Raw genomic sequence first — 16,692 nt, 5'->3', positions numbered from 1 at the left:
GAGGCTTAGACGGTCCAGCGGACGACGGCGAGATCGGGTTTTAGCGTGGCGACACTTTGGGTCATGCCCAAGGCGTTGGTCTGGCCTTTGACGATGCGGCCTTCGGCGGTTTCGATTTCGTAGCCTCGTTCGGCTATCGGTTCGCCATTGCCAGCGCTGACGGCTTTGAATTCCACGACGGGCTGGCCAATGATCGGGAGGGGCGGAATGAACGGCGCCGGGGTATGGGTGCTGCCGATGATTACGTTGCCGGAGCCGCCGACTATTACGCCGCCGTGCTCGTGGTGCCATCGAGGGTCATGGCGTTCAGGCCGTTGATGAACACCGTGGAGGAGAAGCCGCCGCTGAGTGCCTGGCCGCAGGTGCAGGTGTCGCTGACTCTCGCAGCGGCGAGGCCATTAAAAAACACATCGGGGGAGCCGCTGGCGATGGGGTTGGTGCCATGGCCCGGAATCGGGCAAGTGGTCGGGTCCGTGACGCGTGCAGCCGGTTTTCCAGACATATGCACTCCTTGTCATTGTCGTTTGAGGCGAGTGCGGGACGCTAACCACCAAGGGGCTGTGCGTCAACCTTGGAGTGCGACCGTATCAAGCACCACGCGCGATGGCTGTAGGAAAATGCTTAAATGTTCGAGCGCGGGGAGCCCTGTTTAAAAATACTCCGAGTTACTTCTCAGAGGCTACAACGCCTTGCGTCGTTGCCTACGGTTACTACAGAATCCGCCGGCTTGTGCGCCTTGAACCAGGCCTCTATCGTTTCCCGGTCGCTGAAAACAGTGATCGGGTTTGGTAGCCCGGAGTTCTGGCGCATAGCCACTTTCTGCGGACGCTTTCTCAGTTCGCAGCTTTATGGTGGCCATGCGCAGGGTCCCTTCGGGGGCGCCGGTTCCAGTACTCCGGTCTACCAACCTGTGTATGGCCACCACCTTCGTTTGGTAGCGAGTGTGAGGGCTCCACGTAACCAGTACTGGAGTTCTATTTATGTTCAAGGTAACGCCCAACCCACCGGACAGCGATCCGGTCCCCCACGACTTCCCGCCGCGCAAACCCAGCACCATCTTCCTTATAGACCCCAAGATTGATAACGAAACCCTGCTAGCGCATGCCTGCGAATCGTTGGCGTCAGCCAGCGTCATGGCGAGTGATCTCGCCGGGTTTCTGGGGGGCCCGCAACGCCATACGTTGCTGGGGATTCAGCAGGTCATCATGCTAGGAGAATTGGCGGTGAATCGAGTGCTGGATAACCTCGATCCGCCCGCTACCCACTAGTCCCTGAACCCTGCACAAAAAAAATGTGGGAGCGAGCTTGCTCGCGATGGGGCCTTCACATTCAACAGTGCTGTTGACTGAAAGACCGCTATCGCGAGCAAGCTCGCTCCCACAGGGTATTGCGCTGACGTTTGGGTTATTGGCCCGGAATGTCCTTGCGCAGTTTCACCGGATCTTGCTGTTTCTTCTTTTTCGCGATGGCAGTGCGCATCTTGATGTTGATCGCTTCAACCGCCAGCGAGAACGCCATGGCGAAGTAGACGTAGCCTTTTGGCACGTGTACGTCCAGGGATTCGGCAATCAGCACGGTACCGACGATCAGCAGGAACGACAGCGCCAGCATCTTCAGCGACGGGTGCTTGTCGATGAACTCGCTGATGGTGCCGGACGCCCACATCATCACCAGCACAGCCACGACGATCGCGGCGACCATGACCGGAACATGGGAGACCATGCCGACGGCGGTGATCACCGAATCCAGCGAGAACACGATGTCAATGATCGCGATCTGGATGATGGTGTAGAGGAAGTTGCCGCCCTTGCCGCTCGGCTCTTCGTTGGTTTCGTCTTCACCTTCCAGCGCGTGGTACATCTCTTGCGAGCTCTTCCACAGCAGGAACAGACCACCGAAGAACAGGATCAGGTCTCGCCCGGAAATACCCTGGCCGAACACCTCGAACAGGTCGGCCGTGAGGCGCATGACCCAGGTGATCGACAGCAGCAACAGGATCCGCGTGATCATGGCCAGGGCCAGACCGAAAATCCGGGTGCGCGCCTGCATGTGCTTGGGCATGCGGCTGACCAGGATCGAAATCATGATGATGTTATCGATACCCAGGACGATTTCCAGGGCGGTCAGTGTAAAGAAGGCAACCCAGATTTCAGGGTTGGTCAGCCATTCCATGTGTATTCCTTTGAGCGAGTGTTAAACCACGAAAGGCCCGGGCTTCAAACCGCGAAGACCGGACCCGTCGTGATGAGTCTTTGGTTATAGAGTGCTGAACAGCGGAAAAATCCCCATCAGCAACGCTGCAACCAGTATGCACATGCACACCAGCACGGCCCATTTCAGGGTAAAGCGCTGATGGTCACCGAATTCGATACCGGCCAGGGCCACCAACAAATAGGTCGATGGTACCAGCGGGCTCAGCAAGTGGACGGGCTGACCGACGATCGAGGCACGTGCCATTTCCACTGCGGTTATACCGTAATGACTGGCGGCTTCGGCAAGCACTGGTAACACGCCGTAATAAAATGCGTCGTTCGACATGAAAAACGTAAACGGCATGCTCACCAGCGCAGTGATCACGGCCAGGTACGGCCCGAGGAAATCCGGGATGACCCCCAGCAGGCTTTTGGACATCGCGTCGACCATGCCGGTACCGGACAGGATACCGGTGAAGATACCCGCCGCGAAGATCAGACCGACCACCGACAACACGCTACCGGCGTGAGCCGCAACGCGGTCCTTCTGCATTTGCAGGCAAGGATAGTTGACGATCATCGCGATACTGAACGCCACCATGAACAGCACCGGCAGCGGCAACAGGCCGGCGATCAGGGTGCACATCAGCGCGAGGGTCAGCAAACCGTTGAACCAGATCAGTTTCGGACGACGGGCGTCCGGGAACTGCGAAACGCTGATTTCACTGTGGTCGATTTCATCGCCGGCCAGGTGCAATTCACCCAGGCGCGCACGCTCGCGCTTACCGTAGAAGTAGGCAATCGCCAGGATCGCCACCACGCCCGCCAGCATTGCCGGAATCATCGGCACGAAAATGTCCGACGGGTCGACATGCAGGGCGCTGGCCGCACGAGCGGTCGGGCCACCCCATGGGGTCATGTTCATCACGCCACCGGCGAGGATGATCAGGCCGGCCATGATCCGCGGGCTCATGCCGATGCGGCTGTAGAGCGGCAGCATGGCGGCCACGCAGATCATATAAGTGGTCGCGCCGTCCCCATCGAGGGAAACGACGAGCGCCAGTACGGCGGTGCCGACCGAAACTTTCAGCGGGTCGCCCTTGACCAGTTTGAGGATCTTGCGCACGGCCGGGTCAAACAGGCCGGAGTCGATCATCAGGGCGAAATACAGAATGGCAAACATCAGCATCACGCCGGTCGGCGCAAGCTTGGTGATGCCTTCGAGCATCATCGGACCGATCTTCGGCGCAAAACCGCCGAACAGGGCAAAGACGATCGGGATGATGATCAAGGCGATCAGCGCGGACAGGCGCTTGGTCATGATCAGGAACATGAACGTGATGACCATGGCAAAGCCAAGGAAAGTCAGCATGGGAATACTCCAGGCGTAGCGCGGCTAGGGGAAATGGGCGAACCGGTTGGGTCAGCGCAGAACGGGAAGCACGAGGCGTACGGGCGGAGTGACAGCGAAGCGGCGGGTAGCAAAGGACATCAGGATCACCATTGTTGTTGTTAAATGGGCCGTGCGAGCGATAAAACACTCATTGGCCAACCGGTCTGTTGCCGGCAGTGGGGGCGATCCTAATCGGGGAAGCTTTCAGCAAGCTTTCGCCGGTAAAAGCATTGCGCGGATGGGCGACCGGTCGTCGGACCGGTTTATCCAGATGGACCGAGTTGCGGCCTGCGCGAGCAGGCTCGCTCCCACCATAGATCTGTGGCCACTGAGGCCCCACGGTGGGAGCGAGTCTGCTCGCGAAGGGGTCAGCACATAGGCAACAGGAGCAAACAGGATGACCAACATTCACACCGGCGGCTGCCACTGCGGACATCTGCGCTATCAATTCAACGGGCCGTTGCACGACATCGCCCACTGTCATTGTTCGATTTGCCGACGGGTCAGCGGCGGGATCGTCACCACCTGGATCACCGTGCCCGCGTCAGCCTTTCAATGGCTGAAAGGAACACCCGCGCAGTACCTGTCTTCTTCAACCGGCGTGCGCAATTTCTGCCCGAACTGTGGGGCGCAACTGACGTTCATGAACCCTCTCAGCCCCGAGAGCATCGACGTCACCGTCGCCACCTTCGACCATCCAGAGCTGGCACCGGCCGAGCGGCATATATGGACCGACAGCCGCTTGCCCTGGCTGCACCTGGACGAACACTTGCCCGGCGAAGCAGAAGAAACGATCTGATCAAAAAATAGACAGGTCCAGGGCCCGGATCGCGCCCATCCAGATCGCGTGCTCGGTGTGATCGAGCAAGTCATTACCGGTGTCCGGGTGCAGGAACACCACCAACCCGTTGCGGTTGAGCGCCAGCCACGGCAGCACGTCACCAATGAGTTCGGGGCCGAACGCCAGTTGGCAGCTCCAGTCCGGGTGCGGGCCGACCGGGCGTTCGTGTACGCGGCCCATTTTTAGCGAGAACAACTGCGCCGCCTGTTCGCACAGTGTCCGAGCCTGATTGATGGTGCTGGCGTCGAAATACACATGGGCGTGATAACCCTTGATCTGCTGCATCTGAATCCCTCTGAAACCCGGTCGAACCCTCACCGCTTCCTACAGGTCACACGCCATATACGCAGGAAACAAGGAACTTCAGCAATGAAAAATGCCGAAACCCCGGTGGTAAAAGTGGTGCTTTATGGTGCCATGAGTAGCCTGGGCAGTGCGCTGATGGCTGAAATGCTGCGGCGCCAACATGAAGTGATCGCCATTCTGGACGACCTGACGGCGTTGGCGCCACGCCCGGGCCTGCGCACAAAAACCGGCGACCTGTTTGAAGCCGAGCGCGTTAAACAAAGCGTGGCGGGGTGCTCAGCCGTGATCTGTTTACTGGATGCGCCAGGATTGCCGTTCAACAGCGAATACGTCGAAAAAACCATCGTGCCGGGTCCGGTCGAGCAAGTGCTTGCCGTGGATGCGTTGATCGATGGCATGCAGGCAGCAGGCATTACGCGGCTGTTTCTGGTAGGTGATTTTGAATTGCTGGACGATCCGGAAATAGAAGATCGATTGCAACGCCACGCCGCCGAAGAAATCCGCGAAGCGCTGCAAAACAGTGCTTTGCGCTGGACGCTGGTCAATGCACCGCGCGGTGTGTCCGGTCTGACGATCGAGCACTTCAGCCATATCAGCGACAGCCTCGAACCGGGCTTGGCAGAACCCCTTCAACGGTTGAACCGCGTGGCCGTAGGGATTGCCGATGAACTGCATCTGAGTCTGCACGTTGGCGAGCACGTGAACTTCATCGCGGCTGACACTAAACAGCAATAGAGGGCAATGGCAGGCCATTAAGCGATTGCGCGCTACTGGCCTGTTCCTCCATCAACCAGTCCACAAACTGTTGAATCAACGCTCCACGCCGTTTTCGCTGGGGCAGGACCACGTAATAACCCAGCCTGGAAATTACCGTCTCGGCAATCGGCCGACACAACAAATCCTGCGCCAGCAAGTTATCCACAAGGTGCCGCCAGCCAATCGCTACGCCTTGTCCGCCAATCGCCGCTTGAATCAATAGCGTGTAATTGTCGAAGCGTAACTGCCCCGGTGCGGGTGCCGACGTTATCCCCAACTCGCGAAACACACCGCTCCAGTCGAACCAGTTACTGCTGTTTTCACCCCTTAAATGAAGCAGCGGAAACTCCAGCAACGACTGTGCAGACAAGGGCAGGGAACGATCCTTGAGCAACAGCGGGCTGCACACTGGAAACACTTCTTCGCTGAACAGCCAATGGCTTTCACCCTGCTTGAAGCGTCCGTCGCCAAACAACACCGCCACATCAATATCGGTGCGCAGCATGTTGTGGCTGCGTTCACTGGTGACCAGGCTGACGTCCACCTGTGGATTGGCTTTGTGAAAACGGTGCAGACGCGGCATCAGCCAGTAAGCGGCGAATGCGAAATCGGTCGCGACTTGCAGCACCTCATGTTGCTGCTGTGCGCTGATCGCGCTCAATCCCGCGTCGATATTCTGCAAACCGAGCTGAACTTGCTCAAAAAGAATAGTCCCGGCTTCTGTCAATTCAATACCGCGATAAATGCGGTCAAACAACCGCGTCGCGAGTTGCTCCTCCAATCGCTTGATCTGCTGACTGACCGCCGGCTGCGTAGTGCCAAGCTCCACCGCCGCCGCGGTAAAGCTGCGATGACGGGCGGCTGCTTCAAAGGCACGAAGCAAGTCGAGCGACAAATCACCAAGGGCGTCATACATAAGCTGGGCTAATCCTAGTCATTGCCTGGCATGGGCTTTACCGCAAAGTGCATGGGTAACATGCTCGGTCGCAGCACTCTCGCATAAATATTCACTATGGAATGCCGCGATCACATGAAGCGCAAGAACATTCTTTTCATCATGGCCGATCAAATGGCCGCGCCAATGTTGCCGTTCTACGGTCCTTCGCCGATCAAACTGCCGAATCTGAGCCGCCTCGCCGCCGAAGGTGTGGTGTTCGACGCTGCTTATTGCAACAGCCCCCTATGCGCGCCGTCGCGCTTTACCCTGGTCAGCGGTCAATTGCCGAGCAAGATCGGCGCTTACGATAACGCGGCCGATTTCCCCGCTGACGTACCGACCTACGCCCACTACCTGCGTCGCCTCGGCTACCGCACTGCGCTGTCCGGCAAGATGCACTTTTGCGGCCCGGACCAACTCCATGGCTACGAAGAACGCCTGACCAGCGACATCTACCCGGCCGACTACGGCTGGGCCGTGAATTGGGATGAGCCGGATGTGCGTCCGACCTGGTATCACAACATGTCGTCGGTGCTGCAAGCCGGGCCGTGCGTGCGCACCAATCAGCTGGATTTCGACGAGGAGGTGGTGTTCAAGGCCCAGCAATACTTGTTCGATCACATCCGCGAGGACGGCGACCAGCCGTTTTGCCTGACCGTTTCGATGACTCACCCGCACGATCCGTACACGATCCCCAAGGCTTTCTGGGACATGTACGACGATGCCGACATTCCGTTGCCTGAAACCCCGGCGCAGACCGCACTCGATCCGCACTCCCAGCGCTTATTGAAGGTCTATGACCTGTGGGATAAACCGCTGCCTGTGGATAAGATTCGCGATGCCCGCCGTGCCTACTTCGGTGCATGCAGCTATATCGACAGCAACGTCGGCAAACTCCTGCAAACACTTGAGGAAACCGGTCTGATTGACGACACCATCATCGTATTTTCCGGCGACCATGGCGACATGCTCGGCGAGCGCGGACTCTGGTACAAAATGCACTGGTACGAAATGGCCGCCCGTGTGCCCCTGTTGATAAGTGCGCCGGGGCAGTTCGGGGCTGGGCGGGTCAGCGCCGCCGTGTCCACCGCCGACCTTTTGCCGACCTTCGTGGAACTGGCCGGTGGCTCGCTGGAGCCAGGTTTGCCACTGGACGGTCGCTCGCTGGTTTCGCACCTGCAAGGGCAGGGCGGTCATGACGAAGTGTTCGGCGAATACATGGCCGAAGGCACTATCAGCCCGTTGATGATGATCCGTCGCGGCGCTTACAAATTCATCTACAGCGAAGATGATCCCTGCCTACTCTTCGACGTACACAACGACCCGCGCGAACTGGAAGAACTCAGCCAATCGCCGCAACATCTGCAGCTTTTCGAAGAATTTCTAGCCGAAGCACGCGCCAAATGGAACATTCCGGAGATTCACCAACAAGTGCTCGCCAGCCAGCGGCGCCGTCGTTTCGTTGCCGAGGCGTTGACCATCGGCAAGCTGAAGAGCTGGGATCACCAGCCGCTGGTGGACGCCAGTCAGCAGTACATGCGCAACCATATCGACCTCGATGATCTGGAGCGCAAAGCACGTTATCCACAACCCTGCCAAAACCAATAATGTTAAGGGGAAGTCCATGCAAAAGTTATCCACAGTACTGACGGTCGGGCTTTTGGCTCTGGGCAGCGCATCGGCCTTTGCCGATCAAACCTGCGAGACGGTGAAAATGGCCGACCCTGGCTGGAGCGACATCGCCGCGACCAACGCCATCACCGGGTTTCTGCTGGACGGCATGGGCTACAAGGCCAAGGTCGACACCCTCGCGGTGCCGATTACCTTCGGCGGGTTGAAGGATGGCCAGGTCGACGTGTTCCTGGGTAACTGGATGCCGGCGCAGCAGGGCTTCTACGACAAGTTCGTGGCCACCGGCGATGTCACACAGTTGGCGAAGAACCTCGATGGCACCGAGTTCACCCTCGCCGTTCCCGATTATGTTTGGGACGCGGGTGTGCATAACTTTGCCGACCTGAACAAATTTGCCGACAAGTTCGACAAGAAGATCTACGGCATTGGCTCGGGCGCACCAGCGAACATCTCGTTGCAGGAAATCATCAAGAAAAACGATTTCGACATGGGCCAATGGAAACTGATCGAGTCCAGCGAGCAGGCGATGTTGGCCGAAGTGTCTCGCGCGGTGAAGAAACAGAAATTCGTGACCTTCCTCGGCTGGACCCCGCACCCGATGAATGTGCAACTGAAAATGCATTACCTGAAGGGTGGCGAGAAATACTTCGGTGACACCGGCAGCGTGCACACCCTGACCCGCAAGGGCTACGCCGAAGCCTGCCCGAACGTGGGCAAACTGCTGACCAACCTGAGTTTCACCCAGGACATGGAGAACAGCATCATGGCCGAGGTGGTGAACAAGAAAGTCAGCAATGCGGACGCGGCCAAGGCGTGGATCAAGGCCAATCCGGCGGTGCTGGACAAGTGGCTGGAGGGCGTGAAGACAGCGGATGGCAAGGACGCGTTGCCGGCAGTGAAAGCCAAACTCTAAACCCATGTGGGAGCGAGCCTGCTCGCAAAGCGCCCGTCAGATCCGACAATTATGTCGACTGACACTCCGCATTCGCGAGCAGGCTCGCTCCCACAAAGGGAACATTAGGCTTGCGTCCTGCTACCCTTGCGCCAAAACCCCACCCGAGAGGACCCATGGCCTTCCCCAGCCGTCACTCACTCTTTCCCTTCCTCAGTTGGTTGCCCCGGCAAACCCGCGCCAGCGTCGGGCGCGACCTGATCGTCGGCCTCAGCGGGGCGATTCTCGCGTTGCCGCAGTCCATTGCCTACGCACTGATCGCCGGTCTCCCACCGGAATACGGTTTGTACGCCGCGATCATCCCGGTGTTGATCGCGTGCCTGTGGGGTTCGTCGTGGCATTTGATCTGCGGTCCTACAGCGGCGATCTCCATTGTCCTGTTCGCCAGCGTCAGTCCGCTGGCCGTCCCCGCGTCACAGGACTACATCACGCTGATCCTGCTGCTGACACTCCTGGCCGGTATTTTCCAATGGCTGCTCGGCATGCTGCGGTTCGGTGCCCTGGTGAATTTTGTCTCGCATTCGGTGGTGCTGGGTTTCACCCTCGGTGCGGCGGTGGTGATTGCCATCGGGCAGTTGCCGAACTTGCTGGGGCTGGATTTGCCCAGCCAGGCCACGGCGCTGGACAGCTTCCTGACGCTGTTCAAACACCTCGGTGCTTTGGATAAACCGTCGTTGGTACTGGGACTGGCGACGGTCGTGGTTGGCGTAGTGTTGAAGATGATGCTGCCTCGCTGGCCGACCTTGTTGATCACGCTGGTCCTCGGCGGGCTGCTGGTGTGGCTGTGGCCATCGATGTTCGGCCATGTGAAGTTGGTCAGCGCCTTTGTCGGGCGCTTGCCGCCGTTCAGCCCGGTGCCGCTGGATCTGGACTTGATCCTGCGCCTGCTGCCAAGCGCGGTGGCGGTGGGCATGCTGGGATTGGTGACCAGCCTGTCGATTGCCCGCTCGTTGTCGGCCCGCTCGCAGCAATTGCTCGACGCCAATCAGGAAGTCCGCGCCCAAGGCCTGTCGAACATCGTCGGCGCGCTTTTTTCCGGCTCGCTGTCAGCCGGATCCTTCACACGTTCGGGTTTGAGTTATGAAGCCGGTGCCTGCTCACCAATGGCCGGGGTGTTCTCGGCCGTGTGGGTCGCACTGTTCGCGATCTTCGGTGCAGGCTTAATCGCTCACATCCCGATCCCGGCCATGGCCGGCAGCATTCTGCTGATCGCCTGGGGGCTGGTCGACTATCGCGGCATACGGGCGCTGTTGCGCGTCAGCCACGCGGAATTCGTGGTGATGGCGCTGACCTGTGTCGCCACGTTGCTGCTGGAGTTGCAGACGGCGATTTATGCCGGGGTGCTCGCTTCATTGTTCTTCTACCTCAAGCGCACCTCGCAACCGCGGGTGCAGCATTCATACGAAGGGGATGAAGACATTCTGAGGGTGGGCGGTTCGATCTTCTTCGGCGCCAGCCATTACCTGCAAGTGCGCCTGCAACGCCTGCACGGTGCGCGCGTGGTGATCGAGGCGCAGCAGATCAACTTCATCGATTATTCAGGGGTAGAGATGTTGCATCAGGAAGCGCGGCGACTGCTGAAGCAGGATCGCAGCCTGACGCTGCGCAGCGCGCGGCCGCAGGTGGTGGAGGAGTTGAGGAAGCTGGAAGGGGCGGAGAAGTGCCCGATCCGGTTTGAGGATTGATCCGACTTCGCGGCGATCCCTTGTAGGAGAGCCTGCTCGCGATGTGGCCGGTACATTCAAACATTGATGGCGCCTGACACTCCACCATCGCGAGCAGGCTCACTCCTACACTGATTACAGTGTCAGCTGACGGCGCAGTTCGGCCAGTACCGGCGCTGTGTCCGGGCGCACGCCGCGCCACAGGAAGAAGGCTTCTGCCGCTTGCTCCACGAGCATGCCCAAACCATCCATCGACACCGCCGCGCCCTGTTCCGTGGCCCAACGGCAGAACGAAGTCGGCTCCTTGCCATACATCATGTCGTAGCAAACGGTCTTGCCCGGCTCGATCAAGCTGCCGGCAATCGGCGGCACATCACCGGACAGGCTCGCCGACGTCGCGTTGATGATCAGGTCCACCGATTCCTTCAACCAATCGAAACCGCTGGCCGACACCGGCCCCAGGTCCGCGAACAATTCCGCCAGCAACTCGGCTTTTTCCACCGTGCGGTTGGCGATGATCACCGACGCCGGCTGCTCGGCCAGCAAAGGTTCCAGTGCACCACGCACCGCGCCGCCCGCGCCGAGCAGCAGAATGCGTTTGCCCTTGAGGCTGAAACCGGCGTTGACCGTCAAATCGCGCACCAGCCCGGCGCCGTCGGTGTTATCCCCCAGCAGGCTGCCGTCGGCGAGTTTGCTCAAGGTGTTCACCGCGCCAGCTCGTTGCGCACGTTCCGTCAGGCTGTCGGCCAGGCGAAAGGCGTCTTCCTTGAACGGCACCGTCACATTGGCACCACGACCTTCGCGGAAAAACGCCCGGGCGAAGTCGGAAAAGTCGTCGATCGGCGCCAGCGAGGTGCTGTAGTCCAGTTGCTGCGCGGTTTGCTCGGCGAACAAACGGTGGATCAGCGGTGACTTGCTGTGGCCAATCGGGTTACCGAATACGACGTAACGGTCCATCAGAACTCCTCGTTCAGGCCTCGGCCAACCAATCGCGGTCTTGCAGGAAATACTCGGTCAAGCGCGCTTCTTCGCTGCCCGGTTCGGCTTTCCAGTCGTAGCTCCAGCGCACTTGCGGCGGCAGCGACATCAGGATCGACTCGGTACGCCCGCCCGATTGCAGGCCGAACAAGGTGCCACGGTCGTAGACCAGGTTGAATTCGACGTAACGGCCACGACGGAATTCCTGGAATTCACGCTGCTTGGCGGTGAACGCATCGTGCTTGCGGCGCTGCACGATTGGCAGGTACGCGTCGATGTACGCGTCGCCGATGGCGCGCATGAACGCGAAGCTGGTGTCAAAGTCCCACTCGTTCAAATCATCAAAGAACAGGCCACCGATGCCGCGCGGCTCGTGGCGATGCTTGATGTGGAAATAGCTGTCGCACCAGGCTTTGTAGCGCGAATAGACGTCCGGCCCGAACGGCGCACACGCCTGCTCGGCAACGCGGTGCCAGTGCACGCAGTCTGCTTCGTTGCCGTAATAAGGGGTCAGGTCGAAACCGCCGCCGAACCACCAGACCGGATCTTCACCTTCTTTTTCAGCGATGAAAAAGCGCACATTGGCGTGGGACGTCGGCACATGCGGGTTGTGCGGGTGAATCACCAGCGACACGCCGAGGGCTTCGAAGCCCCGGCCGGCCAATTCTGGCCGATGGGCGCTGGCGGACGGTGGGAGACCGCTGCCAAAGACGTGGGAAAAGTTGACGCCGCCCTTTTCGATCACCGCGCCATTTTCGATCACTCGCGTGCGACCGCCACCACCGGCAGGCCGGATCCAGGCGTCTTCGACGAAGCGTGTGCCGCCGTCCTCAGCTTCGAGGGCCGAGCAAATACGGTCTTGCAGGTCGAGCAGGTAGGCTTTTACGGCCTCGGTGCGGGTTGTCATGTCATCACCTTGAATCGGGCAAAGCGGCGCGGCGCATCAATGGCCGGCGGCAAATTGCTGCGTAGGATAACACTGCACCTTGCTCCACCGCAGTTGACGAAGATCAGGGTTAGGAGTCCGATAGGGCGCTTGGCAAATGACCTAAGGAGAGTTCTGATGGCAAAGCGAATCCAGTTCCGCGCCCATGGCGGCCCCGAAGTGCTCGAGTACGTCGAATTCCAACCCGCCGAGCCCGGTCCGCAGCAGGTCCGCGTCGCCAACAAGGCCATCGGCCTGAACTTCATCGACACCTATTACCGCAGCGGCCTCTATCCACCACCTGCCCTGCCATCGGGTCTGGGATCGGAAGGCGCGGGCATCGTCGAAGCGGTGGGCAGCGAAGTGACCCGCTTCAAGGTCGGTGACCGCGTGGCTTACGGCAGCGGCCCGTTGGGCGCTTACAGCGACGTTCACGTCTTGCCCGAGGCCAATCTGGTGCTGCTGCCGGAGGCGATCAGCTTCGAAACGGCGGCTGGGGTGATGCTCAAGGGCCTGACCGTGCAGTACCTGTTGCGTCAGACCTATGAACTCAAGGGTGGCGAAACCGTGCTGTTCCACGCCGCCGCCGGGGGGGTCGGTTCGCTGGCCTGCCAATGGGCGAGGGCGCTGGGCGTGAAGTTGATCGGCACGGTCAGCTCGCCGGAGAAAGCCGCACTGGCCAAGGCCAACGGTGCCTGGGCGACCATCGACTACAGCCATGAAAACGTCGCACAACGTGTACTGGAATTGACCGACGGGAAGAAGGTGCCGGTGGTGTACGACGGCGTGGGCAAAGACACGTGGCTGACGTCGCTCGATAGCGCAGCGCCTCGCGGGTTGGTGGTGAGCTTTGGCAATGCGTCAGGTGCGGTGGACGGGGTGAACCTGGGGATACTGGCGGCGAAGGGTTCGCTGTACGTAACCCGGCCGACGCTCGGGACTTACGCCAACAATGCCGAGAACCTGCAGCGGATGGCGGATGAGTTGTTTGAGATGATCATCAGCGGAAAGCTGCACGTGGACATCAGTCACACGTATCCGCTGGCGGATGCGGCGAAGGCGCAGACCGAGTTGTCGGCACGACGGACTACCGGCTCGACTGTACTGTTGCCTTGAGGGCCTCATCGCGGGCAAGCCCGGCTCCCACAGGGATAACCGAAATCTGTGGGAGCCGGGTTTACCCGCGATGAACGATAACGCGGTATCAGCCCTGACGCACAACGTGGCCGGTCGCCAGATCCCGAATGACGCTCGGATTCTTGCGCCCCCCCAGGTTCCCGCCCAACACCAAATCCAGCTGTCCACGGAAATACTGCTCCACGCGAATCCGCGTGCGCGCCGCCGGCCGTCCCTGCGGATTGGCCGAGGTCGACACCAGCGGCCCGACAATTGCGCACAAATCCCGCACCAGCGGATGATCGCTGACCCGCAATGCCACGGTTTCATGCACCCCGGTGATCCACTGCGGCAACAGGTTCTGATGCGGCACCAGCCAGGTGTTCGGTCCCGGCCACGTGCTGGCCATGCGGTCCATCCACAGTTCCGGGAAGTCTTCGAAGAGAAAGTCGAACTGCCGGATATTGTCGGCAACCAGAATCAACCCCTTGCCCACAGACCGACCCTTGAGCATCAACAGACGCTCAACCGCTTCTTCGTCCCATGGGTCGCAACCCAGCCCCCAGACCGCTTCGGTTGGATAGGCAATCACCGCCCCTGCGCGAACGGCTTGCGCGGCTTGTTGCACACGCCAACTGTTGACCATGAAAAACTCTCCGGAATAAGGCTCTGCGCAGTTTACCGATCTTCCTTATAAAACCTAGCTCACCCGCGCAAACCAGCGACCACTTTCGCAAACGGCGCGGCCCTCCATTTCCAGCTCGGTCAGCGCCGCCAGCACTTTGGGCAAGGCCCAGCCGCTGGTGACGGACAACGCTTCGCTGGTGTGCGGGGCCGCGTGCAACAGCATGAGCAACGGATGGGTCACCGAAGGAGCCTCGCCGTACAACGGCAACTGTTGCCAGCCGCGCAAGGCTTCGAGGATATGTTCGATGGTTTCCACCAGCATCGCGCCGTCCCGGATCAACTGATGACAGCCTTTGGCGCCGGGATGATGGATCGATCCAGGAATCGCATACACCTCCCGACCTTGCTCCGCCGCCAGCCTCGCGGTGATCAGCGAACCACTCGCCACGCTGGCTTCAACCACCAGCACACCAAGCGACAAACCGCTGATGATTCGATTGCGCCGGGGGAAGTTGCTGGCGGTGGGGCCGGCGTCCAGCGGGAACTCCGAAAGCACCGCACTGCCCGATGCAATCATGGCGTCGGCCAGTCGTCGATTGCGCTGTGGATAAAACTTTTCAAGTCCCGTGCCAAGTACACCGACCGTTCGCCCGCCCACGTCCAGTGCGGCTTGATGCGCGGCCGCATCAATGCCCAGCGCCAGACCGCTGGTGATGACGAAACCGGCGCCCGCCAGGCTGCGGGAAAATGCGGCAGCGGTGTCCATGCCCGGCCGTGAAGCGCGGCGACTGCCAACCATCGCCAGTTGCGGTTTTTCCAGAATTCCCGGATTACCCGCCACGAACAACAGCGGCGGCGCGTCGCTGATTTGCGCCAGCAACGCCGGGTAGTCAGGCTGGTCCCACATCAGTAAATGCTGGCCCGGACGCTCTAGCCAGGCCAATGCGTGGCTGGCGCCATCGCGCACATCATTGGCCCGGCGAGCCTCGGCGCACGCCAACGGCAAGCCCAGCGAACGCCAGGCACTGGCCGGCGCGCTGATGGCTTTGGAGGCCGAACCGAACGCTTCAAGCAGCTTCTTGAAACGCGCCGGGCCGAGTTCCGGTAAACGGTGCAAACGTAAACGAGCTTCCAGTTCCGCGGGGGAAACCGGTGTAACGGCAGGCAGCGACATGGATCATCCTTGATCGTTATGGGCCCCGTTCAAACGGGAATAAGCTGTGGATAACTCTGTTGGTAACTTGTGGAGCCTGCTTACGGATTTCGCACCTTGTCCATCACGGCCAACGAGCGCGAAGCGTTGAGCACCAGCCCGTAGCTGAGCTTGTCGTAGGTGCGGAAAACCATCAGCAATCCGGCCCCCTCATCGGGGATCTTCAGCGGCTGGCCAGTGATCCGGTCGCGCACGGTTTCACCGGTTTTCATCACCACCAGCACGTTGCCTTCGACGAGGCCATCACGCTGCCCCTTGTTCAGCGTGACCACATCCAGCGCGCCAATTTGTGTCACGCCGCGCGGCACATCGATGATCAGCCCGTTGACCGGGGTTTTCGGCGCGCTGGGCATGAAGGTCGAGTTGATCGAGCGTTCTTCGCCGCTGAACAAGCGGTCGCCGAGGCGCACTTCCTGGGTCGTGCGCTGTAAGGCGAGAGTGGCGACATCGCCTTCAGTGGCAACAATTTCGCCACCACCGATGTCGTCGGCGTTGATCCCCAAAAACTCCTTGGTCTCGGGGTCGGTGTAAACCTTGCCCTGACGGAAGATCCCGTAAACCGGCTGATCCGGATCGAAATGACCGCGGGCGAAGATGCGGTCTCCGGTGCCGCTGAGCACGCGTTCGGCATCGCCGGCGACGATGTAAGGCGCCTCGTTGAAATCCTCGACCTTGTCGACGATGCGGTTACTCAGCAAAAAGCTATTGATCGAACGCAGCGGAATGCTCGGGATGGCTTCGGCCACCGGCGAACTGCGTACGCGAGGCGAAAGCTTGATTGTGCCGCGCGATGCACCGCGATTGAGGGTCAGGCGCGGCTGGCCGTTGACATAGACCAGCGCCAGCGAATCGCCGGGATAGATGAGATTGGGGTTTTCGATTTGCGGATTGGCCTGCCACAGCTCTGGCCATTGCCATGGCTGGCGCAGGTATTTACCGGAGATGTCCCAGAGTGTGTCCCCCGCAACCACGGTGTATTGCTGTGGAAAACCTTCCTTGAGTTGCACTTGCCCGTGCGCCACACCGGCCGAAGCCAGAAGGAGCAAGGCGAGTAGTGATTTCCTCATGCGGTGAATCCCTTTATTATGTGCGTTCGCGTAAAACGCCAGAGCCTTCTTGGCTCGCTCCCCGTGCTTTACTTAGAAAAGGGAGCTACGTTT

16 protein-coding genes and 1 pseudogene are annotated in these 16,692 nt (G+C 60.0%); 7 read left to right on the top strand and 10 right to left on the bottom strand.

The features are described from left to right. Positions 1-5: 5 nt before the first annotated feature. Positions 6-502 (bottom strand): annotated as a pseudogene (locus H8F22_RS18395) (PAAR domain-containing protein). A gap of 478 nt (positions 503-980) precedes the next feature. Between H8F22_RS18395 and H8F22_RS18390 the strand changes: the two are divergent. Then, complete coding sequence (locus tag H8F22_RS18390) at positions 981-1,268, top strand: DUF6124 family protein (RefSeq protein WP_027926174.1); 288 nt, start codon at positions 981-983, stop codon at positions 1,266-1,268. Positions 1,269-1,404: 136 nt separating this feature from the next. On the opposite strand, the gene H8F22_RS18385 is transcribed toward H8F22_RS18390, so the two are convergent. Next, positions 1,405-2,172: a TerC family protein gene (locus tag H8F22_RS18385; protein WP_027926175.1), complete on the bottom strand. Its 768-nt coding sequence runs from the start codon at positions 2,170-2,172 to the stop codon at positions 1,405-1,407. An 84-nt stretch (positions 2,173-2,256) separates the two neighbouring features. After that, positions 2,257-3,564, bottom strand: coding sequence for a CitMHS family transporter (locus H8F22_RS18380; RefSeq protein ID WP_027926176.1), 1,308 nt, complete (start codon positions 3,562-3,564; stop codon positions 2,257-2,259). Between the two features lie 418 nt (positions 3,565-3,982). On the opposite strand from H8F22_RS18380, the gene H8F22_RS18375 reads away from it, so the two are divergent. Next, positions 3,983-4,384: a GFA family protein gene (locus tag H8F22_RS18375; protein WP_027926177.1), complete on the top strand. Its 402-nt coding sequence runs from the start codon at positions 3,983-3,985 to the stop codon at positions 4,382-4,384. Here H8F22_RS18375 and H8F22_RS18370 read toward each other — a convergent pair whose 3' ends face one another. Next, complete coding sequence (locus tag H8F22_RS18370; RefSeq protein WP_194940525.1) at positions 4,385-4,711, bottom strand: DOPA 4,5-dioxygenase family protein; 327 nt, start codon at positions 4,709-4,711, stop codon at positions 4,385-4,387. An 84-nt stretch (positions 4,712-4,795) separates the two neighbouring features. Here H8F22_RS18370 and H8F22_RS18365 point away from each other — a divergent pair, with 84 nt between their 5' ends. Beyond that, complete coding sequence (locus H8F22_RS18365) at positions 4,796-5,467, top strand: NAD(P)-dependent oxidoreductase (RefSeq protein ID WP_194940524.1); 672 nt, start codon at positions 4,796-4,798, stop codon at positions 5,465-5,467. Here the strand turns inward: H8F22_RS18365 and H8F22_RS18360 are convergent. Next, a complete protein-coding gene (locus H8F22_RS18360; protein WP_027926180.1) occupies positions 5,454-6,404 on the bottom strand; it encodes a choline sulfate utilization transcriptional regulator in 951 nt (316 codons plus the stop codon). The genes H8F22_RS18365 and H8F22_RS18360 overlap by 14 nt on opposite strands. Positions 6,405-6,518: 114 nt before the next feature. Between H8F22_RS18360 and betC the strand changes: the two genes are divergently transcribed. From betC to H8F22_RS18345, 3 genes are all read left to right on the top strand, one after another. After that, a complete protein-coding gene (gene betC / locus H8F22_RS18355; RefSeq protein ID WP_027926181.1) occupies positions 6,519-8,033 on the top strand; it encodes a choline-sulfatase in 1,515 nt (504 codons plus the stop codon). Between the two features lie 16 nt (positions 8,034-8,049). After that, entirely contained in the window at positions 8,050-8,970 is a 921-nt protein-coding gene (choX, locus tag H8F22_RS18350; RefSeq protein ID WP_194940523.1) for a choline ABC transporter substrate-binding protein, read from the top strand. A gap of 155 nt (positions 8,971-9,125) precedes the next feature. Beyond that, entirely contained in the window at positions 9,126-10,694 is a 1,569-nt protein-coding gene (locus H8F22_RS18345; RefSeq protein ID WP_194940522.1) for a SulP family inorganic anion transporter, read from the top strand. A gap of 114 nt (positions 10,695-10,808) precedes the next feature. Here the strand turns inward: H8F22_RS18345 and aroE are convergent, their stop codons facing one another. Then, entirely contained in the window at positions 10,809-11,630 is an 822-nt protein-coding gene (aroE, locus tag H8F22_RS18340; protein WP_194940521.1) for a shikimate dehydrogenase, read from the bottom strand. Between the two features lie 13 nt (positions 11,631-11,643). Further along, complete coding sequence (gene hemF, locus H8F22_RS18335; protein WP_027926185.1) at positions 11,644-12,558, bottom strand: oxygen-dependent coproporphyrinogen oxidase; 915 nt, start codon at positions 12,556-12,558, stop codon at positions 11,644-11,646. A 156-nt stretch (positions 12,559-12,714) separates the two neighbouring features. On the opposite strand from hemF, the gene H8F22_RS18330 reads away from it, so the two are divergent. Then, the gene (locus tag H8F22_RS18330) at positions 12,715-13,692 is read left to right on the top strand and encodes an NADPH:quinone reductase (RefSeq protein WP_027926186.1); all 978 of its coding nucleotides are present in this window, start codon (positions 12,715-12,717) and stop codon (positions 13,690-13,692) included. Between the two features lie 88 nt (positions 13,693-13,780). On the opposite strand, the gene H8F22_RS18325 is transcribed toward H8F22_RS18330, so the two are convergent. The 3 genes from H8F22_RS18325 to H8F22_RS18315 form a co-directional block, all read right to left on the bottom strand. Further along, positions 13,781-14,338 carry an L-threonylcarbamoyladenylate synthase gene (locus tag H8F22_RS18325; RefSeq protein WP_027926187.1) on the bottom strand — a complete coding sequence of 186 codons (558 nt, stop codon included), beginning with the start codon at positions 14,336-14,338 and terminating at the stop codon, positions 13,781-13,783. Positions 14,339-14,392: 54 nt separating this feature from the next. Beyond that, entirely contained in the window at positions 14,393-15,493 is a 1,101-nt protein-coding gene (gene dprA / locus H8F22_RS18320; protein WP_027926188.1) for a DNA-processing protein DprA, read from the bottom strand. A gap of 80 nt (positions 15,494-15,573) precedes the next feature. Then, complete coding sequence (locus H8F22_RS18315; RefSeq protein WP_194940520.1) at positions 15,574-16,599, bottom strand: LysM peptidoglycan-binding domain-containing protein; 1,026 nt, start codon at positions 16,597-16,599, stop codon at positions 15,574-15,576. Positions 16,600-16,692: the final 93 nt, after the last annotated feature.

It is taken from the genome of Pseudomonas mucoides (genome assembly GCF_015461845.1).
GTDB lineage: Bacteria > Pseudomonadota > Gammaproteobacteria > Pseudomonadales > Pseudomonadaceae > Aquipseudomonas > Aquipseudomonas mucoides.
The sequence above is the reverse complement of the archived record's forward strand: the minus strand, read 5'-3'. Positions and strand labels throughout refer to the sequence as shown.

What these genes read in the sequence shown, in the direction of transcription:
- H8F22_RS18325 (WP_027926187.1), bottom strand. Translation starts at nt 14,338, where the DNA reads ATGGTCAACAGTTGGCGTGTGCAACAAGCCGCGCAAGCCGTTCGCGCA.
- choX (WP_194940523.1), top strand. Translation starts at nt 8,050, where the DNA reads ATGCAAAAGTTATCCACAGTACTGACGGTCGGGCTTTTGGCTCTGGGC.
- H8F22_RS18380 (WP_027926176.1), bottom strand. Translation starts at nt 3,564, where the DNA reads ATGCTGACTTTCCTTGGCTTTGCCATGGTCATCACGTTCATGTTCCTG.
- H8F22_RS18345 (WP_194940522.1), top strand. Translation starts at nt 9,126, where the DNA reads ATGGCCTTCCCCAGCCGTCACTCACTCTTTCCCTTCCTCAGTTGGTTG.
- H8F22_RS18330 (WP_027926186.1), top strand. Translation starts at nt 12,715, where the DNA reads ATGGCAAAGCGAATCCAGTTCCGCGCCCATGGCGGCCCCGAAGTGCTC.
- H8F22_RS18315 (WP_194940520.1), bottom strand. Translation starts at nt 16,599, where the DNA reads ATGAGGAAATCACTACTCGCCTTGCTCCTTCTGGCTTCGGCCGGTGTG.
- H8F22_RS18375 (WP_027926177.1), top strand. Translation starts at nt 3,983, where the DNA reads ATGACCAACATTCACACCGGCGGCTGCCACTGCGGACATCTGCGCTAT.
- hemF (WP_027926185.1), bottom strand. Translation starts at nt 12,558, where the DNA reads ATGACAACCCGCACCGAGGCCGTAAAAGCCTACCTGCTCGACCTGCAA.
- H8F22_RS18365 (WP_194940524.1), top strand. Translation starts at nt 4,796, where the DNA reads ATGAAAAATGCCGAAACCCCGGTGGTAAAAGTGGTGCTTTATGGTGCC.
- H8F22_RS18385 (WP_027926175.1), bottom strand. Translation starts at nt 2,172, where the DNA reads ATGGAATGGCTGACCAACCCTGAAATCTGGGTTGCCTTCTTTACACTG.
- aroE (WP_194940521.1), bottom strand. Translation starts at nt 11,630, where the DNA reads ATGGACCGTTACGTCGTATTCGGTAACCCGATTGGCCACAGCAAGTCA.
- H8F22_RS18360 (WP_027926180.1), bottom strand. Translation starts at nt 6,404, where the DNA reads ATGTATGACGCCCTTGGTGATTTGTCGCTCGACTTGCTTCGTGCCTTT.
- dprA (WP_027926188.1), bottom strand. Translation starts at nt 15,493, where the DNA reads ATGTCGCTGCCTGCCGTTACACCGGTTTCCCCCGCGGAACTGGAAGCT.
- H8F22_RS18370 (WP_194940525.1), bottom strand. Translation starts at nt 4,711, where the DNA reads ATGCAGCAGATCAAGGGTTATCACGCCCATGTGTATTTCGACGCCAGC.
- betC (WP_027926181.1), top strand. Translation starts at nt 6,519, where the DNA reads ATGAAGCGCAAGAACATTCTTTTCATCATGGCCGATCAAATGGCCGCG.
- H8F22_RS18390 (WP_027926174.1), top strand. Translation starts at nt 981, where the DNA reads ATGTTCAAGGTAACGCCCAACCCACCGGACAGCGATCCGGTCCCCCAC.